Source organism: Bordetella pseudohinzii, from assembly GCF_000657795.2.
Lineage (GTDB): Bacteria > Pseudomonadota > Gammaproteobacteria > Burkholderiales > Burkholderiaceae_B > Bordetella > Bordetella pseudohinzii.
Window position 1 is genome coordinate 1 of sequence record NZ_JHEP02000028.1, and the last position, 15,830, is coordinate 15,830.

Annotated in this window: 13 protein-coding genes and 2 pseudogenes; 8 read left to right on the forward strand and 7 right to left on the reverse strand. The window is 57.8% G+C overall.

Annotated elements, in window-relative coordinates; translation table 11 throughout:
* Positions 1-430: 430 nt before the first annotated feature.
* Positions 431-665 (forward strand): annotated as a pseudogene (locus L540_RS21680) (antitoxin VbhA family protein).
* 161 nt (positions 666-826) lie between these two features.
* Here L540_RS21680 and L540_RS21865 read toward each other — a convergent pair.
* The gene (locus L540_RS21865; RefSeq protein ID WP_131726035.1) at positions 827-1,567 is read right to left on the reverse strand and encodes a hypothetical protein; all 741 of its coding nucleotides are present in this window, start codon (positions 1,565-1,567) and stop codon (positions 827-829) included.
* Positions 1,564-2,385 carry a hypothetical protein gene (locus L540_RS21685; RefSeq protein WP_082149723.1) on the reverse strand — a complete coding sequence of 274 codons (822 nt, stop codon included), beginning with the start codon at positions 2,383-2,385 and terminating at the stop codon, positions 1,564-1,566. Before L540_RS21685 ends, L540_RS21865 begins: the two co-directional genes overlap by 4 nt.
* A gap of 451 nt (positions 2,386-2,836) precedes the next feature.
* On the opposite strand from L540_RS21685, the pseudogene L540_RS20735 reads away from it, so the two are divergent.
* Both L540_RS20735 and L540_RS21690 read left to right on the forward strand, forming a co-directional pair.
* Positions 2,837-3,492 (forward strand): annotated as a pseudogene (locus tag L540_RS20735) (site-specific integrase); the annotation flags it as partial.
* 390 nt (positions 3,493-3,882) lie between these two features.
* Positions 3,883-4,602 (forward strand): HNH endonuclease, encoded by a 720-nt coding sequence (locus L540_RS21690; RefSeq protein ID WP_043213890.1) that lies wholly within the window; start codon positions 3,883-3,885, stop codon positions 4,600-4,602.
* A 231-nt stretch (positions 4,603-4,833) separates the two neighbouring features.
* Here L540_RS21690 and L540_RS21940 read toward each other — a convergent pair whose 3' ends face one another.
* Positions 4,834-5,814 carry a DUF6896 domain-containing protein gene (locus L540_RS21940; protein WP_197085676.1) on the reverse strand — a complete coding sequence of 327 codons (981 nt, stop codon included), beginning with the start codon at positions 5,812-5,814 and terminating at the stop codon, positions 4,834-4,836.
* 123 nt (positions 5,815-5,937) lie between these two features.
* Positions 5,938-7,079 (reverse strand): IS3 family transposase gene (locus L540_RS20740; protein WP_231584930.1). Its coding sequence is split into 2 segments (ribosomal slippage): positions 5,938-6,827 and positions 6,827-7,079, totalling 1,143 coding nucleotides; the frame shifts between segments, so codons are not numbered across the junction.
* Positions 7,080-7,366: 287 nt separating this feature from the next.
* Here L540_RS20740 and L540_RS20750 point away from each other — a divergent pair.
* Positions 7,367-8,056 carry a YfbU family protein gene (locus L540_RS20750; protein ID WP_053073272.1) on the forward strand — a complete coding sequence of 230 codons (690 nt, stop codon included), beginning with the start codon at positions 7,367-7,369 and terminating at the stop codon, positions 8,054-8,056.
* Between the two features lie 51 nt (positions 8,057-8,107).
* Here L540_RS20750 and L540_RS20755 read toward each other — a convergent pair whose 3' ends face one another.
* The gene (locus tag L540_RS20755) at positions 8,108-9,310 is read right to left on the reverse strand and encodes an SIR2 family protein (RefSeq protein ID WP_231584932.1); all 1,203 of its coding nucleotides are present in this window, start codon (positions 9,308-9,310) and stop codon (positions 8,108-8,110) included.
* Positions 9,311-10,112: 802 nt separating this feature from the next.
* On the opposite strand from L540_RS20755, the gene L540_RS20760 reads away from it, so the two are divergent.
* Complete coding sequence (locus L540_RS20760) at positions 10,113-11,078, forward strand: Bug family tripartite tricarboxylate transporter substrate binding protein (protein ID WP_043206775.1); 966 nt, start codon at positions 10,113-10,115, stop codon at positions 11,076-11,078.
* 4 nt (positions 11,079-11,082) lie between these two features.
* Here L540_RS20760 and L540_RS20765 read toward each other — a convergent pair whose 3' ends face one another.
* Positions 11,083-12,021 (reverse strand): LysR family transcriptional regulator, encoded by a 939-nt coding sequence (locus tag L540_RS20765; protein ID WP_043206778.1) that lies wholly within the window; start codon positions 12,019-12,021, stop codon positions 11,083-11,085.
* Between the two features lie 133 nt (positions 12,022-12,154).
* On the opposite strand from L540_RS20765, the gene L540_RS20770 reads away from it, so the two are divergent.
* The 3 genes from L540_RS20770 to L540_RS20780 are packed head-to-tail and all read left to right on the forward strand — an operon-like array spanning position 12,155 to position 15,160.
* The gene (locus tag L540_RS20770; protein WP_043206781.1) at positions 12,155-12,946 is read left to right on the forward strand and encodes a class II aldolase/adducin family protein; all 792 of its coding nucleotides are present in this window, start codon (positions 12,155-12,157) and stop codon (positions 12,944-12,946) included.
* Positions 12,947-12,951: 5 nt separating this feature from the next.
* On the forward strand, positions 12,952-13,938 hold the full coding sequence (locus L540_RS20775) for a D-2-hydroxyacid dehydrogenase (RefSeq protein ID WP_043207350.1): 987 nt from the start codon (positions 12,952-12,954) through the stop codon (positions 13,936-13,938).
* A gap of 19 nt (positions 13,939-13,957) precedes the next feature.
* Entirely contained in the window at positions 13,958-15,160 is a 1,203-nt protein-coding gene (locus L540_RS20780) for an aspartate transaminase (RefSeq protein ID WP_043206784.1), read from the forward strand.
* A gap of 17 nt (positions 15,161-15,177) precedes the next feature.
* Here L540_RS20780 and L540_RS20785 read toward each other — a convergent pair whose 3' ends face one another.
* Complete coding sequence (locus L540_RS20785; protein ID WP_043206787.1) at positions 15,178-15,753, reverse strand: fimbrial protein; 576 nt, start codon at positions 15,751-15,753, stop codon at positions 15,178-15,180.
* Positions 15,754-15,830 lie beyond the last annotated feature (77 nt).

Consider the following 15,830-nt stretch of genomic DNA (forward strand, 5'->3'; position numbering starts at 1 on the left):
GGTGGCTCAGATTTACTTTGCGCGAAGTGGCTCATTATTACTTTGCGCGCAACACCTTCTAACAGGCCTAGGGCTCCGCCGCACTCGGGCACAGCCTTTGCTCGATCCTCGGTCCATTCTTACCGGGTGCGCCGCCGTCTTCCGAAGACAGCAAGGGTACAGGCCTCGCCCGGGATCTTCATCCACTCCCCGTGTTTTTGCTCAAGCAGCGGCTTCCGATCGCGCCCGTAACGCCTCCTTCAGCCAAACACATTAGCGCCGGTATTTCCCTCCCGAAGTAGATAACGGATGAAGGCGAGGTGCTGCCTGCAGGATGAAAGCACGGCCCCTGGCCGCCAAAACATGCTGTGCCCTTTTCGAACTGCCCCAATCTAGACAAAAACCCCCCAACTTCTTGTAAGATCAAGTTACCTACAGCAAGGGGGACACCATGGCTGGCGAAGGTAAATGCGGGTTACAGCCCCACAAAACCATATTAGATGCCGAAACGCGGTCGACGCCAATCGGCTGTTAACTACGCGCAGGCCTCCGTCGGTCTAGAAGGTTTCTCGCTCAGTGAAGCAGATGAGGCCCACGCCCAGCGTTTCATAGATGGTCAGATCAGCCTGCAAGAGTTTGTGCAGCCGCGCGCTGATGCGCTAACGCTCCCAAAGTCTTCGTCATGACGAAGGAATTTAGGATTTGGGGACTAGTGCAGGATAGGCTGTCGCCGGCATTTGTATAACGCTGCACAACTTTGAACTTAGGAAATCTCTGCTAGCTAGCCGACACACGCCCCGTCGCAAGTCGTTTGTTCATGCAAAAAATGAATGCGTCGAGAGATTTATCAATATAGATCGAATCTCAATCCCACCACCTCTAGAGTTCCCTTGAGTTCGGAGTGAGCCGTAAGGAATTCGGCGTATGGCCCCTGGGTAAATTGAGTCGCAATTAAAATCAACCTCAACTGCGAAAAATCGGTGAAATTAATTAGAGTTTGAAAATGACTGCTTCGCTCCGTTAGAGAAAACCCTTCAGCATCGCTTAGCCTGTCTGTCACTAGCTTTGCGGCAAGATAAAAAGACCGAAGCATTCCGAAGATACAGTCTTTAAAGTCAACTTCTTCCAGATATTCCTCTATATCCTTGTCAGAAGCTCCCCCTTCTCTCAGTGTCTCAATTTCCTTCTCAAGATGCAAAATAGCATCAATTCCAGAAATTGTTTGACTGGCTTCCTCTATTTTGGTCTTGATAGACAAATGCCCAATTTGGGTCTTTTGGGCTTCTATGATGTTGAAAAAAAGGAGGTTGAATGAGCGAAGTTTTTCGTGCTGCTTTGTTTGTTTCAACTCTGCGCGAAGGTCTGCATTTGCTTGATTCTGTAGCGTAAGCGACTGGATGAGGCAGATTAGAGCTATGAAGCTCAGCAGCGGATTTAAAATTCCGCCGAAGTAATCTCCAAACTGCCCCCACGCATCGGTATCAGATGATACGCCGTAGTTCAGTGTCCCATAAAAATGATATACATAAACACCGATTGTCAGAAGCAAGACAAAAAAAGCAGCAGCTATTAGGCCGAAGTATTTCACTCGTAATAGCCTTCAATTAGATATTTGACTACTGGCCCATCAACTAGGTTTATGGGCCTAACCAAGAGTTTCAAGAAAACCCAGTCTTCTTCCTCCAAGCCATTGTTGTGATCGAGATTTGCCGAAAAAGCTTTTTTTGCTTTAAGACTAACGGCCTTGTATCCCGCCGCAAAGCTGAACGGCACGGTATGGTCTGCGCCTTCCTCTTGAAGCCTACCATTACCGGTATGTATATTTAGACGCGAAATTATTGCAGAAAGAGTCGACTGCTGTTTTCCCTCGACGGCCTTGAAGAACTTAGCGGTATTTTGATCAAAACGGGCAAGTACCGTCTGATTGTCTCGATTCTTCCTAAACCGGAGCTTGACGTCATAATCGAATTTGATTGGCACTTCATGAATGTTTCTCACTGACGACTTGCGAAGCTGGTTCGTTAATGCTTCAGAAACCTCGCCAAGCCCTTCGACGATTTTTTGAGCTTTTGGGTTCAAGTCTCGCGAATCAACATTCATCGCTTCGTTCAAGTAAAACGCAATAAGTTCGGAAAAAGTCTCGCGTCCTATACGATTGAATGCAGACTGAAGCTCACCATCAAGGATTTCAAGCTGAAAAACCTGCCCATAAGATCCCTTGAAGCTTTGCTTGAGCAAAGTTCGAACTTTACTTTTATGTGTCAAGCGCTCCGGAACTTGTTTCGTCAATATTGACTCGGAAATACACCTGATGGCATCAGACGAGCCTTGCAGGGTATCCAGCCCCGCTTTCATATCCACCTCATCCTGCGGTGTCTCAATCACCACGTCTAAGTTATATGCCATGACTTTTCCGGTAAATGTTGATGTCTTATCGAAACAATTTACCTTTTACTACAAATTACCGCTCAGCGTCTTTCCTCAGCTGGGCCGCTAGCAGGTACCAACACTGATTAGCCGTCCTCGCACTGTACCGAAATTTCGGTACAGTGCAGGTACAGTGACCAGTTTTCACCAATTCAGCTAAAATTCGCTAACCTACTGATTTAAAACTGGTTTTACCTATTTCAACCTTCGCTAAAATTCGCCTCGTTTCCCTGTAGAAACACTGTAAATCACCGACTCAAAATCCCCCGCCGCAAGGCGTGCCGGTTCGATTCCGGCCCCGGGCACCATCTCCAAATCTTCTGCTAATTCAAACTGTTAGAAGATTTCGCAGTACAAACCCCGCACCGGGGGATTTTCCTAAAATTGTGGTCAGGTACAGTGATGCGGCGTTGCCCCATACGGAGTACTCGTGGCTACGCTTGTTAAGACGTCCTCGGGCACTTGGAAAGCCCTCATTCTCAAGACTGGCTGGCCGACCACGGCCAAGACGTTCCGCACCAACCGGGACGCCGAAGACTAGGCGCGCCGTACCGAAGACGAAATGGTGCGCGGCGTATACATCCAGCGCGCGCCGGCCGAGCGCATGACCCTCGAAGCGGCGCTGACCCGAGTCTCAAGAGAGTCACGCCCACCAAGCGGGCCTCCACCCAAGCCGGCGAGCACAAGAAAGCACAGGTCATCATCCGGCATCTTGGCAAATATTCGCTGGCCGCCCTGAACGCCGAGATCGTGGCGCAGTTCCGTGACATGCGACTGGCCGGCGACCCGGACAAGAATGGCAAGCTACGGCCTCGCAGTAACAACACGGTACGCTTGGAACTGGCGCTGCTGGGCCACCTGTTTACCGTCGCGATCAAAGAATGGGGCTTCGGCCTGCCCTTCAATCCAGTGTCCAACATTCGCCGCCCTGCCCCCGACTCGGGCCGCAACCGGCGATTGACTTCCGAAGAACAGACCCGCCTGCTACAAGCCGTCGATAAGCACTCGAACCCGATGTTCGGATGGATCGTCCGCATTGCCGTTCAAACCGGCATGCGGCTGTCCGAGATTGCGACGCTGCGTATTGCAGCGTCGAACGTTCCATTGGTTCAGCGGCCATGGAAGATGCCCGATACCTGTTGATCCTGGAGGTCTATCGTTGACCCGCCGGGGACGCTGACTGCCGCTGCGAATACGCGCTTCGTGCCTAACACAGTCGTTTGCGAGGACGTGTTCAAGGACCGCGTCGGGCCGGAAACCGGCGCCGAGTTAGGCGCGCTAGCGACCCGTAGCAGTCGTTGGGTTTGGGCGGTCGGGCACTCACAGTGCAGCGAAAGCATTCATCGATCCAGCGAGATCCGCCCTGAAGCCGACGCTCCCCGTCCAAAGTAAGTGAGGACTCGCAAGCAGGCAGCACACTTTTCGCGGCCAGTTCAGTAGCGCTACATTACGTAATACATCACTGGAGACTTTCGCGTGCCTAAGCGGCCTATTCATCGCTCGATCAAGACAGCTCTTGGGTATGAAGAGAACATCCGCGATAGCGAACTTCTGCGTGACTGGAATCAACGACTCGAGCAAATCTGTAAACCGTGCTGGGAGCTGAAGTATTGCCCCTACGGCCCGTTAGTCGAAGAATTCCCGCTGCTTCCGGTTTTGCGGCGTAAGGCTGAGGAGCATCACGCCTACTTGAAGAACTGCCTTGAAACGAAGGTTCTCGGCGACGGTCGCCCGCTAGACGATCAACGCAAACAAGACTTTGAAGAACGTGTCAGCGCGTTCAAGGCAGAAGAACATCCCGAGGAAATCCCGCCAATCTTAGAGGAGGCAGCGTGCCGTGTTTTCGGGCATGTGTGCCCGGTCTTTCTTATTGCCGAACCTCTGACGGAGACAAAGACTCGGCGGGCACACAGCCGTTATATCTCCAACGAAGTGATGCTTAAGGTAGTCCGGCGCGACGGGCAGGTCTGCCAGATCTGCCACCAAGCCGTCCCAGACAACCAAGTTGAGTTCGACCATATTATTCCGTTCTCGCGAGGTGGCACCACCACTGCGGAAAATCTTCGCTTAGTTCACGCAGACTGCAATCGAGAGAAGGGTGACGTGCTAGACCATATTCTGCACCCATCGCCCATCGAGCATCTCTTTGAGATCCAGCAAGAAGACAAGCGAAGCCCTCGGCAAAAGAAGCGGTGACGTATAACAATCCATCCTAGCCGACGCCGCTTGGCGGCTCGGCTTAATTCAGGTGTTGAGTGCCGGCTTCCTGATACCGTTAGTGGCGGCTCCTGGCCGAACTCGGCCGCATGTCTTCCTGAGCGAATCATCCCCCCTACGCGGTGACCGAGTGGCGCGCAAGATCACTAGGTCCTCGCGCTGGCTACTACTGCGCGATCTCGAAAACGCCAGGCGAGAACAACAAACGTTTTAGCCTTGCCACCGCCGAGGTCTTGATCTAAGTTGCCCTTCGCTGCTGCGACCCTGCATGACATAACGCACTTCACATAGAACACGGTAGTCAGATAGAAATTTAGCGATGGTGGCGTGTATTTCAGCCGCCCATGCAAGGCGTTCTCCGTCGTCGGCGAAGAAGCCCACTACATCCTTGATGTCGCTACGGAGATGAAAGACATTGTTGCGGAATTTCCGAAGCGAATTCCAATGCCGCTTTATTAGACCGTTTATGTCGTCAGCTTGCGGAATCAGTTCATGGAAGTCTGTTGGACGATGGTCTGTCAGTAGACTACGCATATTAAGTTTCCCAAAGCCTTCGCACGTCTCGAAAAGATAGCCTAGCCAAGAGGAAAGGTAGATGCGAAGGTTAACTCTATCGTTGACGTTCAGACGGTCGTTTTTTTTGTATTTCTGCCATAGTTTTTCATAGTTCATTCGCATCAGATCGGCCGCTAGATAACAATGTGCATATAAGGCCATCACATGATCACCATCACGGTTCGGAAGCGAGTCGTTCGGAAATTTGTCGCGCACTTCAATTGCCAGTGAGCGCGCGGAGCCCGCCACGTAGTAAAGGATGTATCCGGAATAAACCACCGAACCTGATTGCACTGCCGTCTTAAAGCTTTCTTTAAATGCATCGAGGGTTTCGAAGCCATATTCCGCCATCCTAGATCCAGCAAAGGAAATAAGCCTCCACTCGTCGAAACCGTTGATCTCCCCGAACCTCCCAAAGTCAAAGTCAATCGATCCCGACGGAAGCCATACCTTGCATCCGTAGCCATGCTTGAGGTAACGAATGCTGCCTTCCAGTTCGCCGCTTCCGGGAACGTCAGTCTCAATCCATTCCGAGCAAGTGGCCGGCAGCGGGATGCCGGACTTGTGCATTATTTCCACCGCGGTACGGACGCTCGCCTGATAATCCCTGATCAAATCGGTAAGGTTTTTATCCATACCATCCATCTTTTGCCGTTGTAATTGACAGAGTTTGCGTTACACGACGACCCGTTGGGATCTGATACCTCACCCAGCGCTTAAGTCCAAGCGGTAGTTGCGCGGCATGACCCTAACCTCGAATTAGTCCGGATCAGAAGTAGAGATTTCCGACTCATTGAGGTTAGTACTTTGGCCGCAGGCCAAGTGTTGGCGCGCGTATTCAGCAGGTGCCTGCCACTTCAGCGCGGAGTGGGGACGAACCTCGTTATAGTACGTCCGCCAGGCGTCGATTTTCTCCTTGGCGTCGGCAAATGACAAGAACCAGTGGCTGTTCAGGCATTCCTGACGGAAGCGGCCATTGAAGGATTCGCACTGCGCATTGTCCGTCGGCTTGCCGGGCCGGCTGAAGTTGATTTCCACCCCATTTTCGTATGCCCATTTGTCCATGGCTTTGGAGATGAACTCACTGCCGTTATCGGTTTTGATGACGCGCGGCAAGCCGCGCAGTGCGCATACGCGACCGAGCGTCGCCACCACATCGCCACCCCGCAGGTTTTGCCCAATGTCGATGGCCAGACACTCTCTGGTGTAATTGTCGACCAGAGTCAACGCACGCAGGCGGCGACCATCGAACAATTGGTCCATGACGAAGTCCATGCTCCAGATGTCATTGATGGCTTGGGCGACCGCTTTGGGTTGGCGACGTTGCGCCGACTTACTGCGCTTAGGGCGATTGTGCCGCAACGACAAGCCTTGTTCTCGATACAAACGGTAGACCCGTTTGTGATTGTCTCGATAGCCTTCGCGGCGCAGCATCACGTGTACACGCCGGTATCCGTAGTGAACGCGCGTATGCGCTATCTCGTGGATTCGCATGACCAGCGCGCCGCTGTCGCGTCGGCACGATTCGTAGCGATACAACGACCGGGAAATCATGACTGCGGCGCCTGCCTTGGTCACACCGACGCCGTAGCGCTTCATCAGATCATCCACGAGTACACGGTGCCGCGAAGGCTTCAGAGCTTTTTTGCCAGAACGTCCTGCAACATCGCCTTGTCCAGCGACAGGTCCGCGACCAGGCGCTTGAGTCGATTGCATTCCTCTTCAAGCTGGCGAAGTCGTCGCAGCTCCGAGGGACCAAGCCCGCCGAATTTCTTCTTCCAGTTGTAGAAGGTGGCTTCGCTCACGCCCATCTTGCGGCAGACCTCGGGTACGGCCGTTCCCAGTTCGGCCTGCTTCAGCGCAAAGGCGATTTGCTCTTCGGTGTATTTCGATCTCTTCACGGCATGGCTTCTATTCCATATGGTGAAATCATGCCGGATTTCTCTAATTTAGATCGGTACTAAAAACTGGGTTAGGGTCACTCCGGCTACTCGCGGTTACTCGGGCGCGATTGTTTTAGACGCGGATTCAGTTTTGCGGTCGCTGAATTGGCCTTGTCTCGCCTATGACTCGAAACGCATCGTTGAGACGCAGCAATTTTGTTGGCCGATCCGGAATTGACCAACCACCCAATAATGCCGCACATTTGTGCGTAACAACGGAATTTGACCGTACATACGAAGAAACCATGGGAAAGAGTGAACGACTCGAACTACGACTCGACGAGGAGCTCGTCGAACGCATCGACAACTGGATGAGCGAGACGGGTCAAGCCAGTTCTCGAGCTGAAGCCGTCCGCCAGCTAGTGGACATCGGGCTGGGCACGATGACGGGCAAAAGCATCCACCTCACGGATGGTGACAAGCTGAACTTTATGATGCTGCGAGACATCATGAGGCACCTGAAAATCAGGGACACCGAGACCGATGTTGATTTCGTCGCCGATACCATCTATGGGGGACACTACTGGGCCCCGACTTGGGAAATGCAGGGTTTGTTCCATAAGCACACAGATCGACCCGCAGACGTCACTCTGGTCGTAGATACGCTGGACATGTGGGATTTCATCGAAGGCAGCATCGAGAAGCTGACGCCGGAGGAAACCGAACGCCTGAAAGCCGCGAACCATGGCTACCTGCCAAAATTCGCAGGCTTCGACGGCAATAACGAGAGCGCGCTGATGAGTATCGCCCGCTTCATTGTCGAGAAAATGGACCGCTTCTCCCGATTCAAGAAGCGCGACTTCAACTCGCACGCCCCGACCGCCGCGCGCTATCGCCGCATGACGAAAGCTTTCGAGCCGATCCGGGCGACGTTAGGCTTTGGCCGCGACCTCGGCGTTGACCAGATCCTGGAGTTACTCAAGGCCGAGCGCTAAATAGGGCGTTCGGTCAGCGAGCCTCCACCAACGGGGATTCACCCATTTCCGTCACACAACGCGCGACTGATTGAATAGGAACTCAAGCGAGCTCTGCCCGAAGCCATCGAAGAAAAAGCGTGAACGATCTGCACCGGCAAAGCGGTACCGTTCGGTGTAAGCGTCCCTTTCTGGTTGACTCGGCTTGTAGTCGACGAAACGTGCATAGTCTTTGAGTACACCGCCGATCATTGGCGTGTCCCACCATGACGAGTAGTTGCTCAACATCTGGTGCAGCCCGACGCGAATGTATTCATCATGCGGTGGGAGCGAAAAACCGATGACTGACACGCCTAAGTTATACCCGCCACCCCGTCCGAGGCCGTTCCACAGGCTCATGATGGGTGAGGCATATACGAACTTCACGTGTGAAGGAGACAGAATAAAAGGCGCATTGAAGCCACCGTCTTGGCTGTAGTAGCGCGCGACATCTTGTATTGCATGGAGGTGAACCAGGGGATCGCCGGACGGCAGCAGACCATCAACCAGGGGTTTGGCACCGTACTTCGTCGGGTCATCGAAAACACTATGCAACCCGACTTTGTCTACCCCTTGGGTCTGAAGCGAGGCGCGCAGGTCCAAGAAGTGACTATCGTCAAACCAGTCCAGCGACCCATGTAGCTTCAGGAGTACTACTTCCTCAGTATCCGAATCGAGGATGCCACCATGCGCATTGACCGATTTAAATCGATGAGGGAACCGCCGGAAGCGTTTGCCGACGTATGTGAGCGCGTTCTCAAGGAGCAAATCATAGTTGAATGTCAGAACGATGTCCCTCGGTGACAGCAGTTCGGCAAACTTGTAGTAGCAGTCGGGAAGTTTGTCGGCCGCGGGAGTGGCATCGTGGATTACCTTGCCGATTGCCCTCCTGATCATCAACTGCGACTCATTACCCTCCTTGCTCCAGGTATCGCTGCCCCGAAGCTCCAGGTAGTGCTCGATGTCTAGGTAAGACATGAACAGCTCTAGGTCGAGCGCGTCTTTAGTTTGCCCAGTAACACCACAGTCACTGCAATACGCCAGGTAGTAAGTCAGGTCGCGATCGAACTTCGTATTAGTACCGTGTTGCCGCTCAATCAGCGACCTAACTGCGGGATACAGCGCGCTCGCCAGCGGCAGCCCGGCCGGGCGAGAGAAGCCCGCGCCAAGAATGAATATGCGAAAGCCTGGATGCGTTGGAGTAGTCATTTGTCGAGCAGGTATCTCTTCTGCCATTGTCGAAGTTTCAGGGACAAGAGAATTGCCGCTAAGCCACTGGGCGTTTTTTTCCGGGGCCGCCGACGTGTGCTGCCTCGATGTGCATTATGCGGGCTCGACCGGCAGCTTCGAACGATTAGTTCAGGAGAGCCTATGCCTCCTCCGAGGAGACAGCGGTCATTACGCGTGCCCGTTCTTTTCTGACACCGTACCGAAATTTCGGTACAGTACCGGGACAGTGATTAGTTTTAATCAATTCAGTTAGATTTCGCTAACCTACTGATCAGAAATTGGTCTTACCTACTTGAACCTACGCCCAGCTTCGCCCCATTCCTCTACACAGACACTGTAAATCACCGACTCAAAATCCCTCTCCGCCAGTCGTGCCGATTCGCGTCCTGCGCCGAGCACAATCCAAAACGTTCCTAGTTAAGCATTCCGCCCCGCCCAGAAGCGCACGACGCCGTCGCGATTCTCGCCGTTTTCCCTCGCATCCCTCCCCCCGGCGCAAACACCACAGGCTGTAGATCCCCATCTCGGCGATACGGCTTCAGCGAGGCAATGCATTTCGCTGCGCAAGCAGCAAGCACCCTCTCTATTCCCCCGCCCCAACCGCAAACCCTCTTCCCTGGCCATGGCCTGGTCACCAGGGCCGCGTGGGCTATGAGCGCGCGCCGACTGGGAATTATCTCTACTATTGATCAATCGACCGAAATTTCTCATTTGTCTTTATTTATCGCCCTTCCTACTATCAGCCCTCGAAACATAAAACTGTCTAACTGGCTGACAAGGGGCAAGTGTGAAGACCATAAGAAAAACGATGCGCGCGCATCTGGGCGCGGCGCTGGTCGGGGTATTGGGGCTGGCTGGCGTGGCCCAGGCGGCGGACTATCCTAGCGGGCCGATCACGATGATCATCCCGTTTTCGGCGGGGGGATCCACCGATGTGATCGGGCGGCTGCTGGGCGAGCGGCTATCGGCGGCCTTGAAGCAGCCCGTGGTGGTGGAAAACCGGGGCGGCGCCGGCGGCAATATCGGCGCGGCGATGGTGGCCAAGGCCGCGCCCGATGGGCAGACGATGCTGTTCGGCACGACGGGGGTGTTCTCGATGAACGAGGCGCTCTACAGCAATCCAGGCTATGCCATTGGCAAGGATTTGCTGCCGGTGGTGTACACGGCCTCGATCAGCAATGTGCTCATCGTGAACAATAATCTGCCGGTCAAGACGGCGCAGGATTTGTTGAAGCTGGTGAAGGATCATCCGGGCAAGTACACCTTCGCGTCGTCCGGCGCCGGCAGTTCGACGCATATGTCGGGCGAGCTGTTCAAGAGCATGGGCGGCGTGGACATCATGCATGTGCCTTATCGGGGCAGCGGGCAGGCGCTGGTGGATCTGATGGGCGGCCAGGTGGATATGATTTTCGACAATGCGCCGTCTTCGGTGCCGCTGGTGAAAACGGGCAAGGTGCGCGCGCTGGCCGTCACCAGCCAGGGCCGCCTGGCGGCGCTGCCGGATACGCCGTCGATCAATGAGTCCGTGCTGCCCGGCTATGAGTCTCTGTCGTGGACAGGCATCGCGGTGCCGGCCGGCACGCCGGCGGCGGTGGTGCAGCGCCTGAATACGGAGTTCAACAACATCTTGCGGCAGCCCGAGGTGCAGGCCAAGCTGGCCGAGCTGGGCGCGCAGGCGACGGGCGGTTCGCAAGCGGATTTCGAGCGGCATATCGCCGGCGAACGCGCCAAGTGGTCGAAGATCATCGTCGAGGCGAAGATCCCCAAGCAATAGGGCTTCAGGGCTTGGCCAGCACCCTCACCCCGTCGGGGACGGGGGTGTTGCGCAAGGTGCGCAGCAGGTATTGCACCAGGAGTTCGGAGCCGGGCGATAGCGAGCGCAGCTTGCGGGTCACCAGCGATACCTGCCGGGTGAGCACGGGCGCGCCCAGCGGCCGGAAGATCAGGTCTTGCCCGCCGATGCGGGCCGCGGCCAGCGCGGGCAGGACAGAGTATCCGCCCGTGTGGCGCAGCACCGCCGACAGCGTCGACGTGTTGGAGACTTCGCTGCCGCCGCCGGCCATGAGGTCCTGGCGCGGCGCGTGTTGGCGCAGGAAGGCCCCGATGCCGGTGTCCGCGGTAAACCCCACATAGCCTTCGGCATCGAGGTCGGCCCAGTTCAGGGCGCGCCGGCCGCGGGCATAGGGATGCTGGCCATGGCACAGCAGGCCGAAGCGGTCTTCGAACAGCGGCGTGTAGATGAGTTCGTCCAGCGGGTGGTGGGGGCTGGCGAAGGCGAAGTCCACCTCGCCCTGGATCACCATGCGCTCGACCTGTTCGGATGCCGCGTCGTAGAGCGACACGGTGATGTCGGGATAGTCGCGCTTGAGTTCGCCCATGGCGCGCGCCAGGAAGTACTGGGTGACGGAGGCCGCCGCGGCGATGCGGACATGGCCGCGGCGGCCTTGCGATAGCGATTCCAGGTCGGCCACGGCGCTGTCGAACTGCCTGAGGATGTGTTCGGCCTGGGCTTCGAAGCGCTCGGCTTCGGCGGTGAGGTTGACGCGGCGGGTGCTGCGGTCAAAAAGCTTGAAGCCGATTTCTTCTTCGAATTGCTGGATGGTGGCCGTGAGCGCGGACTGGGTGAGGAAGAGATCTTTGGCGGCGACGGTGAACGAGCCGGTCTTGGCCACGGCGACAAAGGCGCGGAAATGCCGCAGCGACAGATTACGGTTCATGGGCGGCGCTCCAGTTATCGGCAAACCATAATAATAGAAAAATTTTTATCATTTGTAGACATTAATGCGCGCTTCTAGAATGGCCCGGTCGATGCGCCATGCGCATGCCATTCACCCGCAAGGAGAAGCCCAGATGACCCCGCGCCCCGGCGTGCTGAACCTGCCGTCCATGAAAGAACGCTGCACTCCCCAGGAATGGGAGGCCCGCGTCAACCTCGCGGCCTGCTATCGCCTGATCGACCTCTACGGCATGTCGGACATGATGGCCAACCATATTTCTTCGCATGTGCCCGGCGAGGAAGGCGCCTTTCTGATCAATCCCTACGGCATGATGTACGAGGAGATCACGGCCTCTTGCCTGATCAAGGTGGACCTGGACGGCAATATCCTGTCCTCGCCGGATTTCGGGGAGCTGAAGTACGGCGTGAACAAGGCCGGCTATGTCATCCATAGCGCGGTGCACGCGGCCCGCCCCGAGATCGCTTGCGTCATCCACACTCACAGCTGGGCCTCGATGGCGGTGTCCGCCCTGGAATGCGGCCTGCTGCCCATCACCCAGACCTCGATGCGTTTTCTGCGCATCGGCTACCACGACTTCGAGGGCGTGGTGCTCAAGACCGATGAGCAGGCGTCCATCGTGCGCGACCTGGGCGACAACGAGGCCTTGCTGCTGCGCAACCATGGCGCGCTGGTGGTGGGCCGCAGCGTGGGCGAGGCTTTCAACTGGATGCATCGCCTGGAGCTGGCCTGCCGCAGCCAGCTGGCCGCGATGGCCGCCAACACGCCCTTGCGCGACGTGCCCGCCGAGGTCCTGCGCGAAACCTGGAACAACTACCAGCCCGGCACCCGCCGCCCCTATGGCGTCATGGAGTGGCCGGCGTTGCTGCGCAAGCTCGACCGCCTGGATCCGGGCTTTCGGGATTGATGTCCATGAGCCATCCCCGAAGCATCAAGCTGCTGATATCGGCCAAGGCGCGCGAGCGCCTGGGCGCGGGCCTGGACCAGGCCCTGGACGGCCTGCCCTGCGAGATCCTCACGCCTGCCGATGCGCCGGCCGCGGCGCCAGGCGGCGCGGACATCGCCTATTGCTCGCGCGATATCACCGGCCTGTCGACCAAGCATGACGTCAAGCCGCCGCTGGAGGCTTTTTATGCCAGCCTGCGCGCTTCGCCCGCCCTGCAATGGGTGCATTTCCATTCGGCCGGGGCCGACCGGCCCATTTTTGCCGAACTGGCCGGGCGCCAGGTGCGCACGACGACCTCGCCCGGCGCCAATGCGGAGGTGGTCGCCCAGACCGCCCTGGCGGGCCTGCTGATGCTCGCCCGCCATTTCCCGCTGATGCTGGCCCAGCAGCGCGAGCGGCGCTGGACGTCGCTGGTGGCCACCGGCATGCCCGCCGACCTCGCGGGCCAGACGGCCCTGGTGGCCGGCTGGGGCCCGATCGGCCAGCGCATCGCCGTGTTCTTGAGGATGCTGGGCCTGAAGGTCATCGTGGCCCGCAGCACGGCCACCCCGGTCGACGGCGAGACCGAAACCCTGGCCTTCGAGGCCCTGCCCGCCCATGCCGGCCGGCTGGACTGGCTGATCCTGGCCTGCCCGCTGACCGAACGCACCCGCCATTGGATAGACGCCAGGGTGCTGGGCGCCATGAAGCCCTCGGCGCGCCTCATCAATGTCGCCCGCGGCGAAATCATCGACGAGGCCGCCCTGACCGAGGCCCTGGCGCGGCGGCGTTTGGCCGGCGCCTATCTGGACGTCTTCGCGCACGAACCCCTGGACGCGGACAGCCCGCTCTGGACCCTGGACAACGTCATTGTCACGCCGCATGCCGCGGGTCATTCCGATGGCAACGAGCGCCGCGTCGACCGCATCTTCCTGGACCATTTGCGCGCCTGGGCCTTGGCCGCGCGCGCCTGAACCTTCAGCACGGAACCCCATGGACATCATCGCTTCACGCATTCATCGCATCAAACCTTCTCCCAGCTCGATGGCCGGCCAGCGCGCCCGCGAACTGGCCAAGTCGGGGCGCGACATCATCGCGCTGACCGCCGGCGAACCCGATTTCGACACACCCGAGAACGTCTGCCAGGCCGCCGCGCGCGCCATGGCGCAATCGCGCACCAAGTACACCGACGTGGGCGGCACGCCCGAGCTCAAGGCCGCCATCCGCGCCAAGTTCAAGCGCGAGAACGAGCTGGACTACGACAACAGCGAAGTGATCGCCTGCACCGGCGGCAAGCAGGTCATCTTCAATGCGCTGATGAGCACGGTGGAAGCCGGCGTGGAGGTGATCGTGCCGGCCCCCTATTGGGTGTCTTATCCGGACATCGTGCTGCTGGCCGGCGGCACGCCGGTGGTCGTGCCCTGCCCGGCCGACAACGGCTTCAAGCTGCGGCCCGAGGATCTGGAGCGCGCCATCACGCCCAAGACGCGCTGGCTCATCCTCAACGCGCCCAACAATCCCAGCGGCGCGGTCTACAGCCGCGACGAATTGCTGGGCCTGGCCGCCGTGCTGGCCCGCCATCCCCATGTCTGGGTGATGACCGATGATATGTATGAGCATGTGCTCTATGACGGACGCCGCTATTACACGATGGCCCAGGTCGCGCCCGAACTGAAGCCGCGCACCTTGACGGTCAACGGCGTCTCCAAGGCCTATGCCATGACGGGCTGGCGCATCGGCTATGGCGCGGGGCCGGCCACGCTCATCAAGGCCATGACCAAGCTGCAATCGCAGTCCACCTCCAACCCCTCCTCCATCAGCCAGGCCGCGGCCGCCGAGGCCCTGGCCGGCCCGCAGGACTTCATCGCCCAGCGCTGCGCCGTCTTCCAGGACCGCCGCGACAAGGTGGTGGCCGCGCTCAATGCCATCCCCGGCATTCACTGCCACCTGCCGGAAGGGGCGTTCTATGTCTATCCCTCCTGCGCCGAGCTGCTGGGCAAGACCACGCCGCAAGGCAAGGTGCTGCGCACGGACGAAGACTTCGTGCTCTACCTGCTCGATGAGGTCAACCTCGCGGTGCTGCAGGGTGATGCCTATGGAATGTCGCCCTACTTCCGGATCTCTTTCGCCACCAGCATGGATCTGCTGGAGCAAGGCATCTCCCGCATCGCGCAGGCGGTCGAGCGCCTGCGCTGAACGTGGCGGCGGCAGCTTCAGGGATAGACAATGGAGTACTGCACATACGTCTCCAGCTTGCCGGCCGTGATGGCATTGGCCGAGGTCCTGACATAGCGCGCCATATAGCGCAGTGTCGCCGTCTGGTTGGTGACGGTCACGTCCTGCGCGGCCTGGGTTGCGCTGTCCACGCCCATCTTGATGGTGTTGCCGTTCAGGTTGGCCAGCTGGATCTGCACATTGTTGAACACCGTGGCGCCGGCTCGGTCCGGGATGGAGGCCTGGGCCACCGTCTTGGCGGCCGCCGTGGTGTAGGCGAGAAGGTTGCCGGTGCCGTAATCGGTGGTCGCGCCCGGCTCGAAGTAGGCTTTTAGCTTGCTGTTGTTGAGCGCGGCGGGGCAGTCCGTCAGCTTGATATCGAACACGGTGGCGCCAGCGGTGTCATTGACGCTCTTGATGGCCTTGGTGCCGATCTTGGGCAGATTGACGATCAGGTTGTAGGGCGGTTCGGCGTTGTTGATTTTGCAGGTTTGGTCGGTGATCTCGCCGTTGATGGTGATGGTGCCATCGACGGCGTGGGCCGGCGGGGCATTCAGCGTCAGACCCAGCAGCAGGGCATAGCCCGCGCATTCAATTGCGGATTGCGGATTGCGGATTGCGGATTGCGGATTGCGGATTGCGGATTGCGGAT

What these genes read in the sequence shown, in the direction of transcription:
- L540_RS21940 (WP_197085676.1), bottom strand. Translation starts at nt 5,814, where the DNA reads ATGGATAAAAACCTTACCGATTTGATCAGGGATTATCAGGCGAGCGTC.
- L540_RS20755 (WP_231584932.1), bottom strand. Translation starts at nt 9,310, where the DNA reads ATGGCAGAAGAGATACCTGCTCGACAAATGACTACTCCAACGCATCCA.
- L540_RS20780 (WP_043206784.1), top strand. Translation starts at nt 13,958, where the DNA reads ATGGACATCATCGCTTCACGCATTCATCGCATCAAACCTTCTCCCAGC.
- L540_RS21685 (WP_082149723.1), bottom strand. Translation starts at nt 2,385, where the DNA reads ATGGCATATAACTTAGACGTGGTGATTGAGACACCGCAGGATGAGGTG.
- L540_RS20775 (WP_043207350.1), top strand. Translation starts at nt 12,952, where the DNA reads ATGAGCCATCCCCGAAGCATCAAGCTGCTGATATCGGCCAAGGCGCGC.
- L540_RS20765 (WP_043206778.1), bottom strand. Translation starts at nt 12,021, where the DNA reads ATGAACCGTAATCTGTCGCTGCGGCATTTCCGCGCCTTTGTCGCCGTG.
- L540_RS20770 (WP_043206781.1), top strand. Translation starts at nt 12,155, where the DNA reads ATGACCCCGCGCCCCGGCGTGCTGAACCTGCCGTCCATGAAAGAACGC.
- L540_RS20760 (WP_043206775.1), top strand. Translation starts at nt 10,113, where the DNA reads ATGCGCGCGCATCTGGGCGCGGCGCTGGTCGGGGTATTGGGGCTGGCT.
- L540_RS20750 (WP_053073272.1), top strand. Translation starts at nt 7,367, where the DNA reads ATGGGAAAGAGTGAACGACTCGAACTACGACTCGACGAGGAGCTCGTC.